The 20,687-nt window shown below is 67.6% G+C and carries 19 protein-coding genes; 13 read left to right on the top strand and 6 right to left on the bottom strand.

The window, feature by feature from the left end; all coding sequences use genetic code 11:
• Positions 1-30 precede the first annotated feature (30 nt).
• Positions 31-885: a methylenetetrahydrofolate reductase [NAD(P)H] gene (gene metF / locus F622_RS0106335; RefSeq protein ID WP_018145135.1), complete on the top strand. Its 855-nt coding sequence runs from the start codon at positions 31-33 to the stop codon at positions 883-885.
• A 5-nt stretch (positions 886-890) separates the two neighbouring features.
• Positions 891-1,637 carry a 16S rRNA (uracil(1498)-N(3))-methyltransferase gene (locus F622_RS0106340; RefSeq protein WP_019571537.1) on the top strand — a complete coding sequence of 249 codons (747 nt, stop codon included), beginning with the start codon at positions 891-893 and terminating at the stop codon, positions 1,635-1,637.
• Positions 1,638-1,692: 55 nt separating this feature from the next.
• Here the strand turns inward: F622_RS0106340 and F622_RS0106345 are convergent, their stop codons facing one another.
• Genes F622_RS0106345 through pilG form a run of 6 tightly spaced genes read right to left on the bottom strand, consistent with a single transcriptional unit; the run spans position 1,693 to position 11,431 of the window.
• On the bottom strand, positions 1,693-2,184 hold the full coding sequence (locus F622_RS0106345) for a hypothetical protein (protein ID WP_018168944.1): 492 nt from the start codon (positions 2,182-2,184) through the stop codon (positions 1,693-1,695).
• Positions 2,181-7,886, bottom strand: a complete 5,706-nt coding sequence (locus F622_RS0106350) for an Hpt domain-containing protein (protein ID WP_019571538.1) — start codon at positions 7,884-7,886, stop codon at positions 2,181-2,183. The genes F622_RS0106345 and F622_RS0106350 overlap by 4 nt, the downstream gene beginning before the upstream one ends.
• A gap of 15 nt (positions 7,887-7,901) precedes the next feature.
• The gene (locus F622_RS0106355; RefSeq protein ID WP_018175662.1) at positions 7,902-9,989 is read right to left on the bottom strand and encodes a methyl-accepting chemotaxis protein; all 2,088 of its coding nucleotides are present in this window, start codon (positions 9,987-9,989) and stop codon (positions 7,902-7,904) included.
• 39 nt (positions 9,990-10,028) lie between these two features.
• The gene (locus F622_RS0106360; protein ID WP_018145130.1) at positions 10,029-10,607 is read right to left on the bottom strand and encodes a chemotaxis protein CheW; all 579 of its coding nucleotides are present in this window, start codon (positions 10,605-10,607) and stop codon (positions 10,029-10,031) included.
• Positions 10,604-10,969, bottom strand: a complete 366-nt coding sequence (locus tag F622_RS0106365) for a PleD family two-component system response regulator (protein WP_018145129.1) — start codon at positions 10,967-10,969, stop codon at positions 10,604-10,606. Before F622_RS0106365 ends, F622_RS0106360 begins: the two co-directional genes overlap by 4 nt.
• 45 nt (positions 10,970-11,014) lie before the next feature.
• On the bottom strand, positions 11,015-11,431 hold the full coding sequence (gene pilG, locus F622_RS0106370; RefSeq protein WP_018175663.1) for a twitching motility response regulator PilG: 417 nt from the start codon (positions 11,429-11,431) through the stop codon (positions 11,015-11,017).
• 172 nt (positions 11,432-11,603) lie between these two features.
• Between pilG and gshB the strand changes: the two genes are divergently transcribed.
• From gshB to F622_RS0106425, 11 genes are all read left to right on the top strand, one after another.
• Positions 11,604-12,566 carry a glutathione synthase gene (gshB, locus tag F622_RS0106375; protein ID WP_018168940.1) on the top strand — a complete coding sequence of 321 codons (963 nt, stop codon included), beginning with the start codon at positions 11,604-11,606 and terminating at the stop codon, positions 12,564-12,566.
• 5 nt (positions 12,567-12,571) lie between these two features.
• A complete protein-coding gene (locus F622_RS0106380) occupies positions 12,572-13,609 on the top strand; it encodes an FAD:protein FMN transferase (RefSeq protein ID WP_018168939.1) in 1,038 nt (345 codons plus the stop codon).
• Positions 13,606-13,980, top strand: coding sequence for a NusG domain II-containing protein (locus F622_RS0106385; RefSeq protein WP_018175665.1), 375 nt, complete (start codon positions 13,606-13,608; stop codon positions 13,978-13,980). The genes F622_RS0106380 and F622_RS0106385 overlap by 4 nt, the downstream gene beginning before the upstream one ends.
• A gap of 10 nt (positions 13,981-13,990) precedes the next feature.
• Complete coding sequence (locus F622_RS0106390; protein ID WP_018175666.1) at positions 13,991-14,539, top strand: Gx transporter family protein; 549 nt, start codon at positions 13,991-13,993, stop codon at positions 14,537-14,539.
• A gap of 156 nt (positions 14,540-14,695) precedes the next feature.
• Positions 14,696-15,568, top strand: coding sequence for an energy transducer TonB (locus tag F622_RS0106395; RefSeq protein ID WP_026304741.1), 873 nt, complete (start codon positions 14,696-14,698; stop codon positions 15,566-15,568).
• A 91-nt stretch (positions 15,569-15,659) separates the two neighbouring features.
• Positions 15,660-16,238, top strand: a complete 579-nt coding sequence (locus tag F622_RS0106400) for a YqgE/AlgH family protein (RefSeq protein WP_019571539.1) — start codon at positions 15,660-15,662, stop codon at positions 16,236-16,238.
• Between the two features lie 2 nt (positions 16,239-16,240).
• Complete coding sequence (ruvX, locus tag F622_RS0106405; protein WP_019563071.1) at positions 16,241-16,636, top strand: Holliday junction resolvase RuvX; 396 nt, start codon at positions 16,241-16,243, stop codon at positions 16,634-16,636.
• Positions 16,633-17,154: a bifunctional pyr operon transcriptional regulator/uracil phosphoribosyltransferase PyrR gene (pyrR, locus tag F622_RS0106410; RefSeq protein ID WP_018145120.1), complete on the top strand. Its 522-nt coding sequence runs from the start codon at positions 16,633-16,635 to the stop codon at positions 17,152-17,154. The genes ruvX and pyrR overlap by 4 nt, the downstream gene beginning before the upstream one ends.
• Before the next feature lie 19 nt (positions 17,155-17,173).
• Complete coding sequence (locus F622_RS0106415; RefSeq protein ID WP_018145119.1) at positions 17,174-18,187, top strand: aspartate carbamoyltransferase catalytic subunit; 1,014 nt, start codon at positions 17,174-17,176, stop codon at positions 18,185-18,187.
• Complete coding sequence (locus F622_RS0106420) at positions 18,184-19,476, top strand: dihydroorotase (RefSeq protein WP_018950995.1); 1,293 nt, start codon at positions 18,184-18,186, stop codon at positions 19,474-19,476. Before F622_RS0106415 ends, F622_RS0106420 begins: the two co-directional genes overlap by 4 nt.
• Positions 19,473-20,381, top strand: coding sequence for a dihydroorotate dehydrogenase electron transfer subunit (locus tag F622_RS0106425; RefSeq protein WP_019571540.1), 909 nt, complete (start codon positions 19,473-19,475; stop codon positions 20,379-20,381). The genes F622_RS0106420 and F622_RS0106425 overlap by 4 nt, the downstream gene beginning before the upstream one ends.
• Positions 20,382-20,687 lie beyond the last annotated feature (306 nt).

The following is a 20,687-nucleotide window of genomic DNA, read 5'->3' on the forward strand; positions in this document are numbered from 1 at the left end:
GTCCGCCTTCTTTTTGTCTGGAGGACAAACATGTCTGCACAAGAACGCGTCTACAGCGTTGAATTTTTCCCGCCCAAGGACGAGGCCGGAGCCGAACGCCTGGCCAAGGCCCGCAAGCGTCTGGGCGCACTGAATCCCGAGTTCTATTCCGTCACCTTCGGCGCCGGGGGATCCACCCGCGACCGCACCCTGGAGACGGTCCGGGACATCATCGACAACGATGGCATCCCCGCCGCCCCGCATGTCTCCTGCATTTCGTCGACCAAGGACGAGCTGCGGGACCTGCTGTCGACCTACCGCGATTCCGGGGTCAAGCGCATTGTGGCGCTGCGCGGCGACCTGCCGTCCGGCACCAAGCATTCCGGCGGTGATTTCCGTTATGCCTCCGAGCTGGTGGAGTTCGTCCGCGCCGAGTTCGGCGACCAGTTCAAGATCGAGGTCGCGGCCTATCCGGAGTTCCATCCGCAGGCACCGAATGCCGAGAAGGACCTGGAGAACTTCAAGACCAAGGTGGATGCTGGCGCCGACGCCGCGATCACCCAGTACTTCTACAATCCCGACGCCTACGTGGCCTTCATGGAACGGGTAGAGAAGATGGGCATCACAATCCCGATCATTGCCGGGATCATGCCGATCACCAACTACACCCAGATCGTGCGCTTCTCCGAGATGTGCGGCGCCGAGATCCCGCGCTACATCCGCAAGCGGATGGAGGCTTATGGCGACGACAAGGAATCGATCCGCAAATTCGGGATCGAGGTCGCCACGCGTCTGACCGACGACCTGCTCGATAACGGCGCGCCTGGAATCCACTTCTATTCGATGAACCAGGCCGGACCGACCGAACAGATCTGGAAGGCCCTGGACCTCGACAACCGGAAGTAGACGGCATGCGCTGCCCCCGGCTGCTGCTCGAATCCGAGGCACTGGCCGCGGGGCAGTCGCTCCCCGCCCCACAGGACCGGCTGCATTACGCCACCACCGTCCTGCGTCTGAAAAGCGGCGCCCCCTGCCGCGTCTTCGACGGCCTCGGCAACGAATTCGACGCGACCCTCGAACTCACCGACCGACGCCACGGCACCTTCCATCTGGGCGAACGTGCCGCCGCCCCAACCCATCCCGCGTTTCCGATCCACCTGCTGCAGGGCATGGCCCGCGGCGACCATATGGACCTGGCCATTCAGAAGGCCGTGGAGCTCGGCGTTCAGTCCATCCGCCCGGTGCTGTGCGAGCGCTCGCGTTCGGCTGCCGCCCACAAGGGACTGGAGAAGCGCCAGCGGCACTGGCAGGGCATCCTGCAGGCCGCTGTGGAGCAATGCGGCCGCAATGAACTGCCCGCGCTACATCAACCGGCCCTGCCCGCGGCCGCACTCGCGGAATGCCCGGACAGCCTCGGGCTGCTCGCCGAGGAAGGCGCGCCCGGGCTGGACGACCGCCTGGTCGCCCGCGGGCACCCGCCCGGCGCAGTGGCGCTGTATATCGGACCGGAAGGGGGGCTAACGCCTGCGGAGCGCGACCAGGCCCGGGCAGGTGGATTTCTGGGCGTCGGCATGGGCCCGCGGACCCTGCGCACCGAGACGGCCGCGATGGCCCTGATCACCCTGGTACAGGCGCGTCTCGGAGACCTTCGAGGCTAGTCACAACAGGCGGGAACCCCCCCGGTGGTGTCGTCTCGAGTCGCCGCCGCACTGATCAGGCTGGCTGCGTCTCCGCAAGCTCGAGCAGACGTTGCTCGAGGGTATCCAGCCGAAGCAAGTGAGTCGTCACGCCCGAGGCCTTCACCCGCCAGGACCACGGAGTGGCGTCGACGTCCTCCAGCGCGTAGATATTCTGCGCGGTGATCTGCACCGGATGTGGCGTACCGCGCACCTCCAGGGCATAAAACGGCAGGTGATCCGGCTGCATCACCGCCTGCATCACCAGAAGGCGGGTGAACCGCCGGCGATCCTCGCCGCTGTCGCGGCCCGGATCCAGCAACTGGTTCACGTTGATCACCGGCACCTGCACGTCCTGCCAGACCAGGCTGGGCTGCAGCCACGGGACATCCGGATGCTCGGATTCCTGCTGGACGGCCCCGGCGCGGGTGGTCACCTCGAGAAAGGCGCTGCGCGGGAGCAGGATGGAGCCGCTATCCAGCTGAACGATCACCGCCTCGACGGCCTGACCCTGTGCTTCCTCGCTCATGCCGGTATCCCTTCGAGTTGCTCGCGGATCGCGTTCAGCAGGTCATTCTCCAGATACGGTTTCCCGAGATAACCGTTGACCCCGAGACGGTTGGCGCGCTCGCGGTGCTTGGTCCCGCTGCGCGAGGTGATCATGATGATGGGCACCCCCCCGAAGTCCGGATGATCGCGCACGTGGGCGGCGAACTCGAAGCCGTCCATGCGCGGCATCTCCACGTCCAGCAGGATCAGCTGCGGGCGCCGCTCGTCCAGCAGGCCCACCGCATCGAGACCGTCACGGGCCGTGACCACGTCGTAGCCGTGGCGCGTCAGCAGGCGCGCGGTGACCTTGCGAATGGTAATCGAGTCATCCACCACCATGATCCGTTTCGCGCTCGCCGTCTCGACAACAGCCTGCGGCGCCTCCGCCAGCGACGCCGTCGCGGAGGCAAACCGCACCAACATGCTCAGATCAAGAATCAGCATGACCGAACCATCGCCCTGGAGGGTGGCACCGGCCACACCCGGGATACGACTGAGGACCGGGCCCACCGACTTCACCACAACCTCCTGACTACCCAGCAGGCCGTCAATGCGCAACGCGATACGCTGATCATCGGCGCGCACGAGCAACAACGGGAACGGATGATCCGGCAAGTGTTCGACGCCCGCCTGACTCTCCACACCCATCAACTCACCGAGCCCGCGCACTGCGTAGTCCTGACCGATGTAGTTGTAGATTGCCTCGTCGTCCCGGCGATCGATCTCCTCGGCTCGCGCGCGAACCACGCCCTCCACCGAGGCCATCGGGACGGCAAAGGTTTCTTCGCCCACCTGCACCAGCAAGGCCTGCGAGATCGCCAGGGTGAACGGCAGGCGCATGATGAAACGCGAGCCCTTGCCCGGCGTCGACTGGATCTCCAGCGTGCCGCCCAGCTGTTTCACGTCGCTGTTCACCACGTCCAGGCCAACGCCGCGCCCCGCCACCTGCGAGACTTCGGCGGCGGTGGAGAAACCGGACTGCAGGATGAGCTGCAGGGCCTGGGCATCCGTGACCTCGGCATCCGCCGCGATGAGCCCGCGCTCCGCCGCGCGCGCCCGGATCGCCTCGGCATCGATGCCCCGACCGTCATCCGTGACCTGCAACCGGATCTCGCTGCCGGACTGCTCCAGACTGACATCGATCTGGCCCTGCGCCGGCTTGTGCGCCTGTTCCCGCTCGGCAGCGCCTTCGATACCGTGCGCAATGGCATTGCGCAGCAGGTGCTCCAACGGCGACACCAGGCGTTCCAGCAGGGCACGGTCCAGCTCGGCCCCCTGGCCGGTGAACTCGACGCGGACCTGTTTGCCCAGGTCCTCGCCCGCCTGGCGTACCACCCGTCGTAGCCGCGGCGCCATACGCGCGAAACGCACCATGCGCTGACGCATCAACTGGTCCTGCAGATCGGTTCCCACGCGCCGCTGCTGCAGAAGGATGCCCCCGGCATTCTGCAACTCGTCACCGACTTCCTGCTTCAGGGCCTCGAGGTCACTGACACTCTCGGCGAGCGCGCGGGACAGCTGCTGGATGCCGGAATAGCGGTCCATTTCCAGCGGATCGAAGTCGAGGGCGTCCTCCCCACTCTCCTCCTCCACCCGGAACAGGATCTGGGTCTCGGTTTCGATCTCGAGCTTGCGCAGCTGGTCGCGCAGACGGGCGATGGTGCGCTCCAGTTCGTCGACCTGGCTCTCGACCCGCCCAACCGTCTGTTCGAAGCGGCGATGGAAGGTCGCCAGCTCGCCGGCATTGTTCACCAGGCTGTCGAGGACCTCGGCATCCATGCGCACCTGGTCCTGGATCCGCCGGCCCTCGGTCTCCGGCGTCTCGTGGCTGCGCCGGTCCGTCTCCGCTCGGGCCTCCTCGACCACCAGATCCTTCCCGGAGGTGGCTTCGGCTTCGGAGTCGTCGCTCTCAAACGTATCCGTCTCGGGCTCCGCTTCGGTCGATTCGGCGTCCGCTTCACCCCCGGCCCAGGCGCGCAGCGCGGGCAGCGATTCGCTGGCCGATTCGTCCATCTGCCAGGCCCCGACCCCGCGCTCGACCAGGCGCTGTACGTCGCTCAAGGCCCGCTCGGTAAGCTGGAAGAAGCCGTCGCGCGGCTCCAGACCGGTCTCGGTCTCCACACTCAACGCACTTTCCAGGGCGTGCGCAATGGCTCCGACCACGGTGAAACCGGCCATGCGGGCGCTGCCCTTCAGGGTGTGCACTTCGCGCTGGAAGGCATTCTGATCGGGCCCCGGGCGCCCCCCAGTCTCGCGCCAGCCATTCAGGGCCGTGAACGCAGACTCGAGGATATCGCGCGCCTCCTCGATGAAGACCTCGGCAAACTCCCAGTCGATCTCCGGTTCCGGTTCCGGCTCTGCGGTCGACTCGGCGACATCGAGGTCGTCGAAGTCGGGCGACTCTTCCTCGCTGGCATCATCTTCTGTTCGCAGCAGCTGTTCCGCGGTCGCATTATCCAGCAGGGCATAGACCTCGGGGGCCCAGGGCGGCGGGTCCAGGACCTTGAGCGGGTCCGGTGCCTCGTCGCCGACTGCATCGGCCACGTACGTCTCCAGCTGCCGCAGCAACTCGATGGCCTGCGGCAGCAGCGCCCATTCCATGTCGCGATGGATCCGGATCAGCCGTTCGAACGGTCCGCACACCGAATAAATGCCACGAATATCGGCCGTCCGGGCGCTGCCGTTCAGGGTATGCAGCGCCCGCTCGAGGTCATGATTCGGGACCCGGTCCGGGCGCCACTGGGACTCGTCCAGCCAACCACGCAGCGCGAGCAGATGGACCTGCGCCTCAGCGGCAAACACCTGCCACAGCTGGGGATCCGTGTCCATGCGAGCGGCCATGGGCTCGGACGGAAGTTCCGGCTCTTCAGCCTCGGCCTCTCCTCCGTCTACAGGACCCTCGAGGGCACCCTCCTCGACGGCGCCGGAATCCTCCCCGACCTCGGCCGCAACATCCGGGGCCATCGTGTCGCCCTCGGTCAGCGCCTCTTCGGTCACCTCGAAGGCATCGGCGGGAAGCTCCAGGGCGTCGAGATCCAGCGGTTCAGCAGACCGCTCAGCCGCCGACGGCTCTTCCGTCTCCCACGGCGAATCCAGGGTTCCGCCGTGCTCGGACTCGGCGGATTCCGTTTTGTCGGTCGCCGCTGCAAGGGCATCCGGCGGCAGATCGGGCACAAAGGCGCCCGGCTCCTGCAGGAGCTCGTCGGCCGCCGCGTCTTGGTCGGGGGCCGCCGTCTCGGCGCCTGCGAGCGAATCCGGTGCGTCCAGTTCGTCGAGGGTACGCGCCAGGGCCTCGAACTCCGCGTCCGCACCCGGCGGCGCAGCGCGCACAGCCGGCTCGTCATCCTCCGCCTCGGCCTCGGGTTCCGGCTCGCCGCCGGCCAGAGCCCGCAGGCGCAGGGCAATGTCCAGAACCGGCGTAACCGGCCCGGTATCGTCACGCACCTCCGCCACCAGTCCGGGCAGGACCCCGATGCCATCCTCAATCACCTGCAACGTGGCGTGGTCCGCCTCCTGGCCGGAATCCAGCTGGCGGTTGAGGAACGACTCCACGGCCCAGGCGAACTCGCCCAGGCGCAAGGCGCCGGCCAACCGGCCCGACCCTTTCAGTGTGTGGAAGGAACGACGAATGACCGAGAGGCTGTCGAGATCGGCCGGGTTGGCCTGCCAGCGCGGGAAATGTTCACCCAGGCTGGCTACCTCCTCGTCCGCCTCCTCGAGGAAGATCTCCAGGATTTCCAGGTCGACCTCCGGACCGCGGACCTGCTCCGCCAGCACGGTGTCGTCGAAAGGCAATGAATCGCGACCGGCCGCGGGCAGCGGGCTCGCCGGTTGCACGACAGGCGTGGCATCGGCATCGGCATCGGCATCGGCGGCGAGCGTGTCCAATGGCTCTTCGCCAGGTTCGTCGTTGGGTGTGAGATCGAAAACCGGCGGTTCGGCGAGGCCGGCGGGGTCCAATTCAGCCCCGGTGTCTGCCGCCGGCGCATCCGGGACCGCAGCCAGATGAACGGCGGCGACGTCGCCGCCGGAGATCGCACCAATGCGCTGCAGGGCCGAAATCCCCCGCTCGTGGACACTGTCCAGTTCACGCCAGGGCTGTCCGGAAGACTCCAGGGCGACCTCGATACTGCTGAGGACCTCGGCAAGGGCGTCGATCTCGCCTTCGTCGAGTTCGGCCGCTGCCATGCCGGCACGGGAATCGAGATGACGGATCAGCGGGCCCAGCAGGGCGTGCAGGGCCTCGAAGCCGGACATCGACATCGCGCCCTCGATCCGGCGCAGCCCCTCGCGGGCCTCGTCGAGTCCATCGCCAGAGGCGTCCGCACCGGCATCAAGGAATCCGAGGAAGATGTCGCGGACCCGGCGCACATCCACCAGGGCCTCCTTGTAGACGGCCGCCGCCAGCGCGCGATCGAATTCGGCCTGGGGCGAGGGGCTGGCGCTCTTGCGGCGCAGACCCGATTCCAGCAGGGACTCCAGCGCCAGCAGGTGCTCCGCCAGCACCATGTCGACCTGTTCATCCGCCGCGCCCGCGCGCTCGGGAGTGAGCGATGCCATCAGGGCGTCGGTGTGGTCCTGTCCGGCATCCAGCCCGAGAAGACTGAGTGTCGAGCCAATACGCTCGACCTGCCCGCGCAGGCTCTCGAGGTCGTCGACACCCCGCACCTGTGACCGCATCAAGACATCCAGCCGCTCGCGGACCTCGGCAAGGTCGTCTTCCAGGGCCTGGCGCAGGTTGTCGTAGACCGAACGGCCCACCCCGGTACCACCTTCCACGAGGCTCAACTGGTCGAGCCCGAATACCTCGCGCACGGCGAGGGTCTGTTCGCCCTCGGAGGTCGCACAGGCAACGTGGAACAGAAGGGTCTTGATCAGGTCGGGCGATGCCTCGTATTCCGGTTCCGATCCGGCATTACCGGCCTCCACATGGGCCGACAAGGCGTTCAGATAGCGTCCGAGTTCGCGATCGACCCGGCCGACCAGTCGGCGCACGTCGGTATCGGCTTCAACACCGCCCTCGGCGACCGCCTCGAGCATCGCACCGGCGACCCAGAACAAGCGCCGGGCCTCGCCCGCCGGAACGGCCTCCTCCACCACGCGGGCAGTCGCCTGCATTCGGGCGGCTGGTTCGGTCGCATCTTCGCCGCGCACCAATTCCAGCAGATCGCGCTGAAAGCGCCGACGCGCCTGTTGCAGCAGCGGGACGCGAGATGCCGGATCGAGCACATCGCCACCCGAGCCTACACGCTCGTCGTCCACTGTCTGCGGGTCCGGCATCAATGCCGCGACATCCAGCAGCAACGAAGCGCCGCGACTGGTGCGCAACTCATTCAGCAGAGGGACAAGGATCATGGGCGACGGCAATTCGCCATCGCCCTCGTTCTCGAGGTAGTCGGGCAGCTGCAGGGCGGCCCGCAGCAGCGGCTCGGTGGCGGCCACATTCGGCTCGTCAGCGCGTTCGATCTGCCCCAGGACCTGCAACATCTCGTCGCAGATCAGGACCACGCTGTCGACCTGGACCATGACCAGGGTGTTGCGGATCTGTTCGACACGACTGCGCGCCTCGGCCAGACAATCGCGACAGTCCGGATCGTCGGAGTACCGTCGCAACGCGTCCTGGACCTCGACAAACAGCTTGTCGAGCTCGTCGCGGACCCAGTTCAGTGCGCTGGATGCCATCGGCCGCGTCCGCCGTCAGGCTCGTTGTTCGTCGGAAGAGGTCGGATCGGAGTCGGAAGTCCGCTCCTCCTCGATCACAGCATCGACACGCTCGGTGGTCCCGCCCGGCTCCGGCAGCTTGAAGTCCGATACCGAGGACTGCAGCTGGGCCGAGAGCTGGGCCAGGTCGCCAATCGCCGCCGCGGTGGACTGGGTCCCCTGCGTGGTCTCGGAGGTGATCTCGCGGATCTGGGCCATGATGGAGGTCACATCCTGCGCCATCTCGGACTGCTTGCGCGCCGACGAGGAGATCCCGTCGATCAGATCCGCCAGATCGCTGGAGACCTGCTCGATCTCGGACAGGGCCTCACCCGCGGCCTGGGCCAGCTCGGCCCCCTGGACCACGTTGGCGGTACTCTGCTCCATGGAACTCACGGCCTCGCTGGTATCCGCCTGGATAGCCTTGACCAGCCCCTCCACCTGACGGGTCGCGCTGGAGGAGCGCTCCGCAAGGCGCTGGACCTCGTCGGCCACCACCGCGAAGCCTCGCCCGGCCTCGCCCGCGGCGGAGGCCTGGATCGCGGCATTCAGCGCGAGCACGTTGGTTTGTTCCGCGATGTCGTTGATCAGGCCGATGATGTCGCCAATCTCCTGCGACGATTCACCCAGGCGCTTGATCCGTTTCGCCGTCTCCTGGATTTGTTCGCGGATATTGTCCATGCCCTCGATGGAACGGCGCACGGTGCCCGCCCCGCGGGATGCAATCTCCACCGAGTTACGTGCCACGGAGGCCGACTGTTCGGCATCCTGGGCGACCTTGTCGACCGAGCCCGACACCTCCTCGATCGCGTCGTCCGCGCGCTGGATCTCGCGGGCCTGCTCTTCCGACTTCTCGGCCAGCCCCAGCACCTGGGACCGCGTGGAAGCCGAGGATTCGCTGATATCGGCCGCCACCGTGTTGATGGTCGCGACCAGGGTGCGCAGGTTCTCGATCGCGTAGTTCATCGAGTCCGCGATGGCCCCCGTGAAGTCCTCGGTCACCGTCGCGTTGACCGTGAGGTCGCCATCCGCAAGGTTCATCATTTCATCGAGCAGGCGCAGGATTGCCTGTTGGTTGCGTTCGTTCTGCGCCTCGGTCTCCGCCAGCTCGCGCTTGGTATCGCGGTAGAGGAACAGACCCATCGCGATCAGCAGCAGCAGCGCGAGGCCACCGAAGCCGAACCCGATGAACGCGATCACGCCCGCGCGTTCGGCCTCAACGGTGATGGCGTTTTCGAAGTCCCCGGTGGTCTCCAGCATCGCACCACTGCTGGCCTCGACATTGGAGGCCGCCGCATTGACCTCGAACACCTGGGTGGAGGTATCCAGAACGCCTTCCACCGCCTCGCTAAAGGCGACGAACAGCGTGGCGATCTCCATCAGCAAGGCACGCGCTTGCGGGTCATCGACCGGTTCGACCCCCAGCGGGGCGAACCCCTCGATCAGGCCGTCCAGCACGCGGCCGTACAACGTTGCATCACGCTCGAAGCGCTCGATCGCGGGGGCCGCCTCGGCGCCCCCCTGGAGCACGCGACCCAGGCTGTTGGCGATACGCTGAATCAGCATGGTCTGGCGCGCCGCCACATAGACCTGCTCCGGCGGCTCGCCGATCCGGGTCATGCGCCGCACCACATCGTCGGACAGGCGCGAGAGCTCCGGCGAAAACGCGGCCACCGCATCGGAAAATTCCGTGATCAACTGGATATCCGAACGCCCGAGGATGACGGTGTTGATGTTGTCCCGGTACGCCGACCATTCGCGATCCACCGCGGCGATATCCTCTTGCAAGGGTTCCGGAAGTGGCTGCAGACCGTCACCCCCCTGGCGGATTCGGTCCAGGCGGGCCTCGAAGTCATCGCGCAGGGACTGCAGATCGCGGAATCCCTGCTCGGAGCCGGCTGCCGCCTCCAGCGAGCTGGTGGCGAGACGCTGCGATAACAGACGCAAGTCATTGGCCAGCGCGATCCGGTCACGGTACTGACTCTGTTCGTACTCGTGGTAGGTAAAGGCCCCGCCTGTCGCGATCAGGGCCAGCACCAGCAAGCCCCCGAGGACGAAGTTACGTGCGCGACGACTCGATCCCATCAGTTCATACTCCCTGTCGCAGCACCGCAAACCCCGTCATCAGACGGTAGCTGCGGACTGTTCGCTATTGGATGCACCGGCCAAACCCGTGCCGGTAAAGCGATTGTTGTCATTGAGTAGCAGGTCCAGATCCAGCACCGGGTGCAACCGGTGCCCCAGATCGAACCCGCCGGTAATGAACGGGCGGACGGCCTCGGGTACCGAGACCTCCAGGCGCCGCTGGGAGGGGATGCAGCGGCGCATCCCCTCGACCTGGCTGACCAGAAGCCCGGCCATGCCCTGGCCCTGAGGCGCCACCACGATGCGCTGCCCGGTCGCGTCGTCCGGCAATGGCCGGTCCAGCAGCAGCCTGCCCATGTCGAAGACCGGCAGCACCAGCCCCCGCAGATTGCCCACACCGAGCACGGCGGAATCCGCCAGCGGCACGCGGGTCAGCGCCATCGGGTCGGCGACCTCCGCGATCGAGTCCATATCGACCAGGAAGCGGAAATCGCCAACCCGCAACAGGACGCCGCGCCAGCCGGTGCCGATGTCCCGCCGCAATTCGCGATTGACGCGGCGCCCTTCACGATCAAGGCTCGCAATCAGCGCAAACGGCGAGGACAGGTCGGTCTTCATGCCGACAGATATTTCCCGATGGTGGCCAGCAGGTCCTTCTCGACCACTGGCTTGGTGATGTAGTCGCGAGCCCCCTGACGCATCGCCCAGACCCGGTCGGTGGCCTGATCCTTGGTGCTGACCACAACCACCGGGACATGCGCGGTTTCATCCGCCTGGGAAAGCTGGCGCGTGGCCTGGAAGCCATTCAGGCCCGGCATCACCACATCCATCAGGACCAGATCCGGCACCTGCGACTTGGCGGCGGCGACCCCATCCTCGCCGCTCTCGGCGGTGGTCACCGAGTGCCCGTTTTTCTCGAGCATGGTGCGCAGCACATGGATTTCGGTCGGCGAATCGTCAACGATCAGAATGCGGGCCATGGGGTTCGTCTTTCCTTGGTTAGTGTGCAGTGGCGACGCTGTGCATCACGCCGCAGGACTGGCGTATCGGCGCATGGCGCCCAGGAGGTCATCCCGGGTAAACGGCTTGGTGAGGTAGTCCTCCGACCCCACAACGCGCCCCTTCGCCTTGTCGAACACGCTGTCCTTGCTCGACAGCATGATGATCGGCGTGGCACGGAATTCCCTGTTGTTCTTGATCAGTGCGCAGGTCTGGTAGCCATCCAGGCGCGGCATCATGACGTCGATGAAGATAATGTCCGGGCGCGACTGCGCGACCTTGGACAGCGCCTCGAAGCCGTCCACGGCGGTGATGACTTCGGCCCCGTGCTTCTGCAGCAAGGATTCGGCGGTACGCCGAATGGTCTTGCTGTCATCGATCACCATGACCTTGAGCCCCTGAAACTCGGTGGCCGAGTCCGCTTCGGCAAGCGCGTTAGACACCTTTTCCCCCTGAGGTCATTTCGCCCCGAATCTAGCGGAACCGGGGCTCTGTGACAAACAGCACACAATGATATTGCATACCGGGGGCCGCAACGCGCGCGGCGCTGATCCAGCTTGCGGGGTCACCGACGGCCCCGGCGGGCATGGCATACTCCCCCGGAACATCCCGTTCGTGCGAGGCAACGTGGCCCAGAACATCGCCATCCTGATGGACCCGATCGCGGGTATCAAACCATGGAAGGACACCACTTTCGCCATGATGCTGGCGGCACAGGCCCGCGGCCATCGCCTCCACTACCTGGAGCCGGCCGACCTGTGGATCGAGGCGGGCCGGGCGGCGGCCCGGAGCCGCCCGATCGAGGTGCACGACCGGCGCGAGGACTTCTTCACCCTGGGCGAGCCCGTGACGGGTCCGGCGGCGCGCTTCGACCTGTTATTGATGCGCAAGGACCCGCCGTTCGATCTGGAGTACATCTACGCGACCTACGCCCTCGAGCTCGCCGAGCGCGACGGCGTACGGGTATCGAACCGCCCGCAGGCCCTGCGCGACGTCAACGAGAAGGCCTTTACCGTCCACTTCCCCCAGTGCTGCCCGCCCACCTTGATTACCCGTGACCGGGGCCGGATCCGCGCCTTCCTCGAGGCGCAGGGAGACATCGTGGTCAAGCCACTGGACGGCATGGGCGGGGCCTCGATATTCCGTGTCCGCGAGGGCGACCCGAACACCTCGGTGATCCTCGAGACCATCACCGAGTTCGACCAGCGCAGCGTGGTCGCGCAGCGCTTCCTGCCGGAGTTCACCGCTGGGGACAAGCGCATCATCCTGATCGGTGGCGAGCCCTACGACCACGCCCTGGCCCGCATCCCGGCCGCGGGCGAAAGCCGCGCCAACCTGGCCGCCGGCGGCCGGGGCGAGGCCGTGCCCCTGACCGAACGCGATCGCTGGATCTGCCGCGAAATCGCCCCGGAGCTGAAGGCCCGCGGGCTGGACTTCGTCGGCATCGACGTGATCGGGGATTCCCTGACCGAGATCAACGTCACCAGTCCCACCGGTGTCCGCGAACTGGACGCGGCAGGCGGAGACGACCTGGCCGGCCAGTACATCGACTACCTCACTCGCCCGATCGAAGGATGAGCGGCATGCGCTCCGTATTGATTCGAACCCTGCCCCTGCTGCTCGCGGCCGCGCTCCTGGCCGCCTGCGGCCGCGAGGAACCGGATACCGAACAGCTTGGCTTCTACGCCTTCGGCACGCTGGTGGATCTCAGCCTTTACCCGGCCGGCGAATATGACGTGGAGGCGATCGGAACCGCGGTTCAGGAGGAACTGGAAATCCTGCATACCTCCTGGCATGCATGGGAACCCGGGTCACTCGGGCGCACCAACGAGCTACTCGCCCTGCAGGGCGAGTTCAGCGCCCCGCCGTCGGTGCTGCCGCTAATCGAGCACGGCCGCGAGATGGAGGCGTTGAGCGACGGCCTGTTCAACCCCGCACTGGGCAAGCTGGTCGCCGCCTGGGGCTTCCATCAGGACGAACCCGACGGCCCACCCCCGGACGAGGCCACCCTGGCCGAGCTGCTGGACGACCCGCCCCGCATGCAGGACATCGAACGCAACGGCGTACGCCTGCGCGGGACGCATCCGGACCTGCAGCTCGACTTCGGCGGGCTGGCCAAGGGCCTGGCGGTGGAGCGCGTACTGGAGCTGCTGGCGGAACGCGGTGTCGAGGCCGCGATCTTCAACGCCGGCGGCGACCTGATGACCTTGGGACGACCGGGCGAACGGCCCTGGCGGGTGGGCATCCGTCATCCGCATGGCGGCGTGCTTGGCAGCATCGAACTGGACGCCGGCGAGGCCCTGTTCACCTCCGGCGACTACGAGCGCGGCTACGAGTGGGAAGGCGCGCGCATCCACCACGTCATCGACCCGCGCAACGGCCGCCCGAGCCAGGGAATCGACAGCGCCACAGTGCTCCACCACGACCCGGCGCTGGCCGATGCCGCCGCCACCACGCTAATGATCGCCGGGCCCGACGCCTGGCCGGAGTACGCCCGCAAGATGGGCATTGAACAGGCCCTGGTGGTTCTGGGCGACCGCATCGAGGCCACGCCTGCGCTCGCCGAGCGCGTGCGACCCGGCCCCGACCGGGAACCGTTCGTGGTACGCGAACTGCCGTGAACCACAGGCTGCTGCGCTGGGGCGATACCCTGATCGGGGCTCTGGCTGCGGGGGTCGTAGTCGCGGCCTTCGTTTTCGCCTACAGCCCTTCGGGAGAGGCCCGGGTACTGGTCATCAGCCAGGCCGGGGCCACCCCACAGCACGAGCCGCTGGACCGAGCCCGGGTCGTCGAGATCCACGGTCCGGCCGGGATCACCCACATCGAGATCGAACCGGGCCGGGCCCGCTGCGCCGACTCCCCCGGGCGCCAGAACATCTGCGAGGCCAGCGGCTGGCTGCAGGCCCACGGCGAGGTCGCCGTCAGCCTGCCCAATCGACTGACCCTGCAAGTCCTCGGCACGGAACCGGGCTTCGACAGCATGCATTACTGATGTGGCCACGATGACCGGCGATCCGCATGCCGGGACCGACACCCGCGACCGCGCGATCGCTGCGCTGGCCGCCATTGCCATCGGGATCCAGATCCTCGAGGCCGCCATCCCCAGCCCGGTCCCGGGCATCAAGCCGGGGTTGGCCAACATCGTCACCCTGATCACCCTGCTGGTCCTCGGCTGGCGCGCGGCCGTCGCGGTCACCCTGATCCGGGTGGTCGGCAGCAGCCTGCTGCTGGGGACCCTGCTGAGCCCGGCGTTCTGGTTGTCGCTGGCCGGCGCCCTGGCGAGCCTCGTCCTGCTGGCCGCCCTGCGCCCCTTCGCCCCCCGGCATGTCGGCCCGGTGGGCCTGGCCATCGCTGCCGCGATGGCTCACATCACCGGGCAGTTTCTGCTCGCCTGGGCAATCATCATCCCGCACCCCAACCTGCCGCTGGTGTTACCGCCCCTGTTGCTCGCCGCTCTGATCACCGGCGGCCTGACCGGTATACTGACCGCCCACGTACTCGCCGACCCGCGAATCCAGCGCCATGCCCACAACCCCACACCCAATGATTAGCACCAGCCCGGCCCGCCCCACGGGCCCCGGGGCCGTGTGCGTCCGCCGTGGGCCGGAGGGGGCATGACGGCGAATACCGCTTCGAACGCCCTCGCCGGACGGCCAGCCGGCACGCCCCCGCCGGAGGCGCCCCGCGTACAGGACCACCTGGGGACCATGATCTTCCTCGCGGTGGTCGCGCACGCGCTGATCATCCTGGGGATCGGCTTCGCGGTCGATCCGATCGAGGCACCCACCCGCGAGCCCCTGGACATCACCTGGGTCACCGACCCCGATGCCCCGCCGCCAGAACTGGACGACGAGGTCGAGCACATCGCCACCCGCGACCAGGCCGCGAGCGGTGAAGGCGAGGAGGTCCGCGAGGCGCAGGCCCCGGATGCGGAGGATGCCGGCGTCGGCGAGCCCGCGCCGGAGGGCCTCGACGCACCCTTGCCGGAGGCCGGCCCGCTGATCATGGACCCGGCGCTCCCGGAGCCCGAGCCGGAACCGGAACAAATCGCCGCCGACACTCCGGACGAGCGCGCCACGCCCCCCGAGGTCGCCGACCCCGAGCCGCTGGAGTCCCTCGATGCCGAGGACCGACCCTCCGCCGCGACACTGATGAATCGCGGCCTGGAGAGCGCGCGGGCGGCACCGGCGGAAGAGCGCCAGACATTCTCCACCCGCGCCAGCCGCACCCGCTATCTGGACAGCCTGGCCGCGCGCAGCGCCCCCGAAGCCGCCTATCTGCAGGCCTGGATCAACAAGGTGGAACGCCTGGGCAACGTGAACTATCCGGACGAGGCGCGGCGCCGCGGTCTCTCCGGGACCCTGGTCCTGTCGGTCCGCCTGAACCCGGAGGGCGAACTGATCAACATCGAGGTCGCCCGCAGCTCGGGCGAGCCGGTCCTGGACCAGGCCGCCATCCGCATCGTGGAGCTGGCGGCCCCGTACGCGCCGTTCACCGAGGCGATGCGCGAGGAATACGACGAACTGGTGATTACCCGCACCTGGGCCTTCCGCCGCGACCAGATGGAACAGATCCGCTAGGGAGACACGAATTAACGGCGCCGCACACGGGATCGGGAAAACCGGCCCGGCCTTCCTTGCGACCTGCAGAGTCAGCATCGATACTGGTGGCATGAAGCCGACGCCCGCCCGTCACGAGCCCGACTGCCTGCGCGATCATTTCCTGATCGCCATGCCGAGCCTGAACGATGGCTATTTCAGCCATGCGGTCACCTATATCTGCGATCACGACGAACAAGGTGCGCTGGGCCTGGTCATCAATCAGCCCACCGAGTTCTCCCTGCGCGAGCTGCTGGAACATGTGGAGCTGGAACCCGGCGAGGATCTGCCGGAGATGCCGGTCTATCGCGGCGGCCCGGTGCAGCCGGAACACGGTTTCGTTCTGCACTCCGCCGAGCAGACCTGGCGCGGCAGCCAGCCCATCACCGACTCCATCGTGCTGACCACCTCGCGCGACATCCTCGAGGCGATCAACGCGGGCCATGGCCCGCGCCGGGTTCTGGTCGCATTGGGGCACGCTGGCTGGGGCCCCGGCCAACTGGAAAGCGAGCTGGCCGATAACGCTTGGCTCACCGCTCGCGCCGACGCGGACATCCTGTTTGATCGCGCCAGCGCCGAGCGCTGGCGCGCCGCCGCGGAACTGATCGGCATCGACGTCAACCTGATCAGTTCGGCCTCCGGCCACGCCTGACGGTGGGGCTGCTGGCGTTCGACTACGGGCGGCGCCGGATCGGGGTCGCGGTGGGCGAGGAACTCACGGGTTCCGCGCGCGGCCTGCGCACGCTCACCAACGATGCGCCCGCCCTGTGGCCCGCGATTGATGCCCTGGTCGCGGAATGGGGCCCGGAGGGGTTCGTGGTCGGCTGGCCAACCCAGGCCGATGGCAAGCCCACGCCGCTGGCCCGACGTATCCGCGCCTTTGCGCGCACGCTCGAAGAGCGCTACGGGCAACCGGTATACTGGTGCGACGAGCACCTGACATCTCATCTGGCCCGCGAGCGACGCCGGCCGGGACGCCATGACCCGGGGCTGGACGCCCACGCCGCCGCGGTCATCCTCGAAGGCTGGTTTCTGGAGAATGCATCATGACGACACCGGACGTCCCGACCCTGCTCGACGACATGGCCGAGCAGGCCCGCCACTACCTGAAGACCCACGGGATCGCCGCACCCATCGTGGTCGGCATCCATTCCGGCGGGGTCTGGATCGCGGAGCACCTGCGCGAACGCCTGGGGGTGGAGCGCCCACTGGGCAAGCTGGACATCAGCTTCTACCGCGACGACTTCTCGCGTATCGGCATGCACCCGCAGGTGCGCCCGTCGGAACTGCCGGAAGATCTCGACGGGGAACACGTGCTGCTGGTGGATGACGTCCTGTACTCCGGCCGCACCATCCGCGCGGCGCTGAACGAGCTGTTCGACTATGGCCGCCCGGCCTCGGTGACCCTCGCGGTGCTGGTCGAGCGCGACGGGCGCGAGCTGCCGATCGCGGCGGCGATCGTTGGCGCCCACATGGAGCTCGGCAAGACCGAACAGATCAAGCTGCGCGGCCCCGAGCCACTGCGCCTGGAACGGGTGACGATCGATCCCGAGGACCTCAAGGCCTGACCCGCCGGATGCACAACGGATGACCGAGACCCAGATCGCCCACCCCGGCGCGCGGCTGCCCGAACCGGGCCCGCTGCCCAACCGCCTGCAGCTGACCGATGACGGCCAGCTGCGCCACATGCTGACCATCGAAGGGCTGAACCGGGAGCTCCTGACCGAGATCCTGGACACCGCCGAATCGTTCGCCAACATGAACGAGAAGGCGGTGAAGAAGGTCCCGCTGCTGCGCGGCAAGACCATCGTCAACCTGTTCTTCGAGGCCAGCACCCGCACCCGCACCACCTTCGAGCTGGCCGCCAAGCGCCTGTCCGCCGATGTATTGAACGTGAACATCAACACCTCTTCGGCAGTGAAGGGTGAGAGCCTGCTGGACACCCTGCGCAACATCGAGGCGATGAATGTCGACATGTTCGTCGTGCGCCACGAGGAGAGCGGGGCCGCCCATTTCATCGCTCGCCACGTAGCCCCGGGGATCAGCGTGCTGAACGCTGGCGACGGCCGCCACGCGCACCCGACCCAGGCGCTGCTGGACATGTTCACCATCCGTCGCCACAAGGGCGACTTCACCAAGCTCAAGGTCGCGATCGTCGGCGATATCCTGCATTCGCGGGTCGCGCGCTCGCAGATCCACGCGCTGAACATCCTGCAGACCGGCGAGGTCCGCGTGGTCGCGCCCTGCTCGCTGCTGCCGGCGGATGTCGACCAGCTGGGCGTACACGTCTACAACGACCTCGACGCCGGCCTGAAAGACGTCGATGTGATCATCATGCTGCGCCTGCAGCGCGAGCGCATGGAACACGCCCACCTGCCCTCCGAACACGAGTACTACCAGCTGTTCGGCCTGACCTCGCGGCGGCTGCAACTGGCGCACCCGACCTGCCTGGTCATGCACCCCGGCCCCGCCAACCGCGGGGTGGAGATCGAATCCGCCGTGGCCGACGGACCGCACTCGGTGATCCTCGAACAGGTGACCTACGGGATCTCGGTGCGCATGGCGGTGATGTCCATGGTCATGGGGGCCCACCAGGCATGAGCGTGCTGATCGAGAACGCCCGCATCCTCGATCCGGTGGACGGCTTCGACACGGTCGGGGCGCTGTGCGTGCAGGGCAGCGAGATCCTCGCCCGCGGCCAGATCCCGGACGGCTTCGAGCCGCGCCGGCGCATCGACGGCAGCGGGCTCTGGCTGATCCCCGGCCTGATCGACCTGGCCGCGCGCCTGCGCGAACCGGGCCAGGAACACAAGGCCACCGTCGCCAGCGAGACCCTGGCCGCGGCCCGCGGCGGCATTACCAGCGTGGTCGTCCCGCCGGATACCGAGCCGCCGATCGACTCGCCCGCCGAGATCGAGCTGATCAATCGCCGCGCCCGCCAGGCCTGCGGCGTACGCGTGTACGTACTCGGCGCGCTGACCCATCAGCTGGAGGGCCAGCAGCTGGCCGAGATGGCCGCCCTGATGCAAGCCGGCGCACGCGGAGTCAGCAACGCGAGCAAACCACTGGCCAGCCTGCTGGTACTGCGCCGGGCACTGGAATACGCCACCACCTTCGGGCTGACCATCGTGCTCTCGGCGCAGGACCCGGCCCTCACCGGCTCCGGTTGCATGCACGAGGGCGCAGTCTCCACCCGCCTGGGGCTGGCCGGCATTCCCGAGGCCGCCGAGACCGCGGCGCTGGGCGCCATCCTGGCGCTGGTGGAGCAGACCGGGGCGCGGGTCCACGTGGCCCGGCTGTCGACCCGCCGCGGCGCGGAGATGATCGCCAAGGCGCGTGCCGACGGTCTGCCGGTGAGCGCAGACGTGGCCGCCCACCAGCTGTTCCTGACCGAGGTCGACGTCGCCGAATACGACCCGAACTGCCACGTGATCCCGCCACTACGCGGCCAGCGCGACCGCGACGGCCTGCGCGCGGCCGTCGCGCGCGGCGACATCAGCGCGATCTGCTCCGACCACCAGCCACATGAACCGGATGGCAAGCTGGGCCCATTCGCCAGCACCGAACCCGGCATCTCGGCGCTGGAGACCCTCCTGCCGCTGACGCTGCGCCTGGTCGAGGATGGACTCCTGAGCCTGCACGACGCACTGGCCCGGGTCACCACCGGGCCGGCGGATATCCTCGGCTTTGCCCAGGGACACCTGAGCGCGGGCGCGCGCGCCGACTTCGTGCTGTGGGACCCGACCGCAATGCACGAGGTCCGCCGCAAAGACTGGCTGAGCGCAGGCCACAACACGCCCTTCTTCAACTGGACCTTCGCCGGACAGGTCCGCGAGACCTGGGTCGCCGGGCGCCCGGTCTGGACCCGCCCCGCCGAGGACACCGCATGAGCACGACCCAAACTGCCGACCGGAACCACCGAGGCACGATCTTCCAGGAGGAAGGCCGCATCCTGGACCATCACGACGCAGGGGCGGACCAATGGATCCTGCGGGTCTCCGCGCCCAAATGCGCCCGCGCGGCACAGCCCGGGCAGTTTGCCCATCTGCAATGCGCCCCGCGCCTGCTGATGCGCCGCCCGCTGTCGATCCAGCGCGTGGACCGCGAGGCCGGCTGGGTGGAGTTCCTCTACAAGGTGGTCGGTGACGGCACGCGCGCCCTGTCGCAGCAGGCTAAGGGCGATACCCTCAGCGTGCTGGGCCCGATTGGCCAGCCGTTTCGCCTGAATCCGGAACGCCCGAGGCGCCTGCTGCTGGGGGGCGGGGTCGGCATCCCCCCGATGATCTTCCTCGCCCACCGCCTGCATCTTCAGGGCGAGGCGGGAAAGACCCATGCGGTGCTGGGCTCCGAGGTGCCGTTTCCCTTTCATGCCCGCCCGTCGGAGATCCTCTGGTCGGGCCTGCCGGACGGGGCAATCGCGACCCTGCCGCTGCTGGAAGACTGGGGGGTCGCCTGCCGCCTGACCTCCAAGGCCGGGCTGCCGGGCGCCTATGACGGTTTCGTCACGGACCTGGGGCGCGCCTGGCTCGCCGGACTCGCACCCGAGGAGCGCGCCCAAGTGGAAATCTTCGCCTGCGGCCCCCATCCGATGCTCGCCGCCTGTGCCGAACTGGCCGCGGAGTTCGATCTCCCCTGCCAGGTTTCGCTGGAGGAGTTCATGGCCTGCGCGGTAGGCGGCTGTGCCGGCTGCACGGTACCGGTGCGCACTCCGAATGGGGTAGCGATGAAACGGGTCTGCGTGGACGGCCCGGTGTTCGCGGCCGCCGATGTATTCCCGGAGCCGACGAGCGCCTGAAGCAAAATCCCGGAACCGGCTTTGGCAGGGACTTCGCCTGCGAACAGGCTCCTTGTGTCTTGCGGTTCACGGATCGCTACCATGAACCGCATTGGGCTCGGGGTAACCCGTCAGGCTCCTGAGGTCACGAACCTGTTCTGTAGATTGGCCCCCGAGTCCTTTCTCATCTCGAAGTTTGAACGGTATCCAAGACCCCCCTCCGTGATGGACGGGTGAGGCTGTACGGACAAGGCGAGAGGACGAGATGGCTCATATTGGCATTGATGTTAGCAAGAACAAGCTCGACTGCATGTGGGTCCGGGACCT

This window comes from Thioalkalivibrio sp. ALMg3 (assembly GCF_000381225.1).
In the GTDB taxonomy this organism is placed as follows: Bacteria; Pseudomonadota; Gammaproteobacteria; order Ectothiorhodospirales; family Ectothiorhodospiraceae; genus Thioalkalivibrio; species Thioalkalivibrio versutus.

Bases quoted from the DNA above. Each gene is read 5' to 3' on its own strand.
- F622_RS0106360 (WP_018145130.1), bottom strand. From the start codon at position 10,607: ATGAAGACCGACCTGTCCTCGCCGTTTGCGCTGATTGCGAGCCTTGAT.
- F622_RS0106350 (WP_019571538.1), bottom strand. From the start codon at position 7,886: ATGGCATCCAGCGCACTGAACTGGGTCCGCGACGAGCTCGACAAGCTG.
- F622_RS0106420 (WP_018950995.1), top strand. From the start codon at position 18,184: ATGAGCGTGCTGATCGAGAACGCCCGCATCCTCGATCCGGTGGACGGC.
- F622_RS0106355 (WP_018175662.1), bottom strand. From the start codon at position 9,989: ATGGGATCGAGTCGTCGCGCACGTAACTTCGTCCTCGGGGGCTTGCTG.
- F622_RS0106340 (WP_019571537.1), top strand. From the start codon at position 891: ATGCGCTGCCCCCGGCTGCTGCTCGAATCCGAGGCACTGGCCGCGGGG.
- pyrR (WP_018145120.1), top strand. From the start codon at position 16,633: ATGACGACACCGGACGTCCCGACCCTGCTCGACGACATGGCCGAGCAG.
- metF (WP_018145135.1), top strand. From the start codon at position 31: ATGTCTGCACAAGAACGCGTCTACAGCGTTGAATTTTTCCCGCCCAAG.
- F622_RS0106400 (WP_019571539.1), top strand. From the start codon at position 15,660: ATGAAGCCGACGCCCGCCCGTCACGAGCCCGACTGCCTGCGCGATCAT.
- F622_RS0106425 (WP_019571540.1), top strand. From the start codon at position 19,473: ATGAGCACGACCCAAACTGCCGACCGGAACCACCGAGGCACGATCTTC.
- F622_RS0106345 (WP_018168944.1), bottom strand. From the start codon at position 2,184: ATGAGCGAGGAAGCACAGGGTCAGGCCGTCGAGGCGGTGATCGTTCAG.
- F622_RS0106365 (WP_018145129.1), bottom strand. From the start codon at position 10,969: ATGGCCCGCATTCTGATCGTTGACGATTCGCCGACCGAAATCCATGTG.
- F622_RS0106390 (WP_018175666.1), top strand. From the start codon at position 13,991: ATGACCGGCGATCCGCATGCCGGGACCGACACCCGCGACCGCGCGATC.
- F622_RS0106415 (WP_018145119.1), top strand. From the start codon at position 17,174: ATGACCGAGACCCAGATCGCCCACCCCGGCGCGCGGCTGCCCGAACCG.
- F622_RS0106395 (WP_026304741.1), top strand. From the start codon at position 14,696: ATGATCTTCCTCGCGGTGGTCGCGCACGCGCTGATCATCCTGGGGATC.
- F622_RS0106380 (WP_018168939.1), top strand. From the start codon at position 12,572: ATGCGCTCCGTATTGATTCGAACCCTGCCCCTGCTGCTCGCGGCCGCG.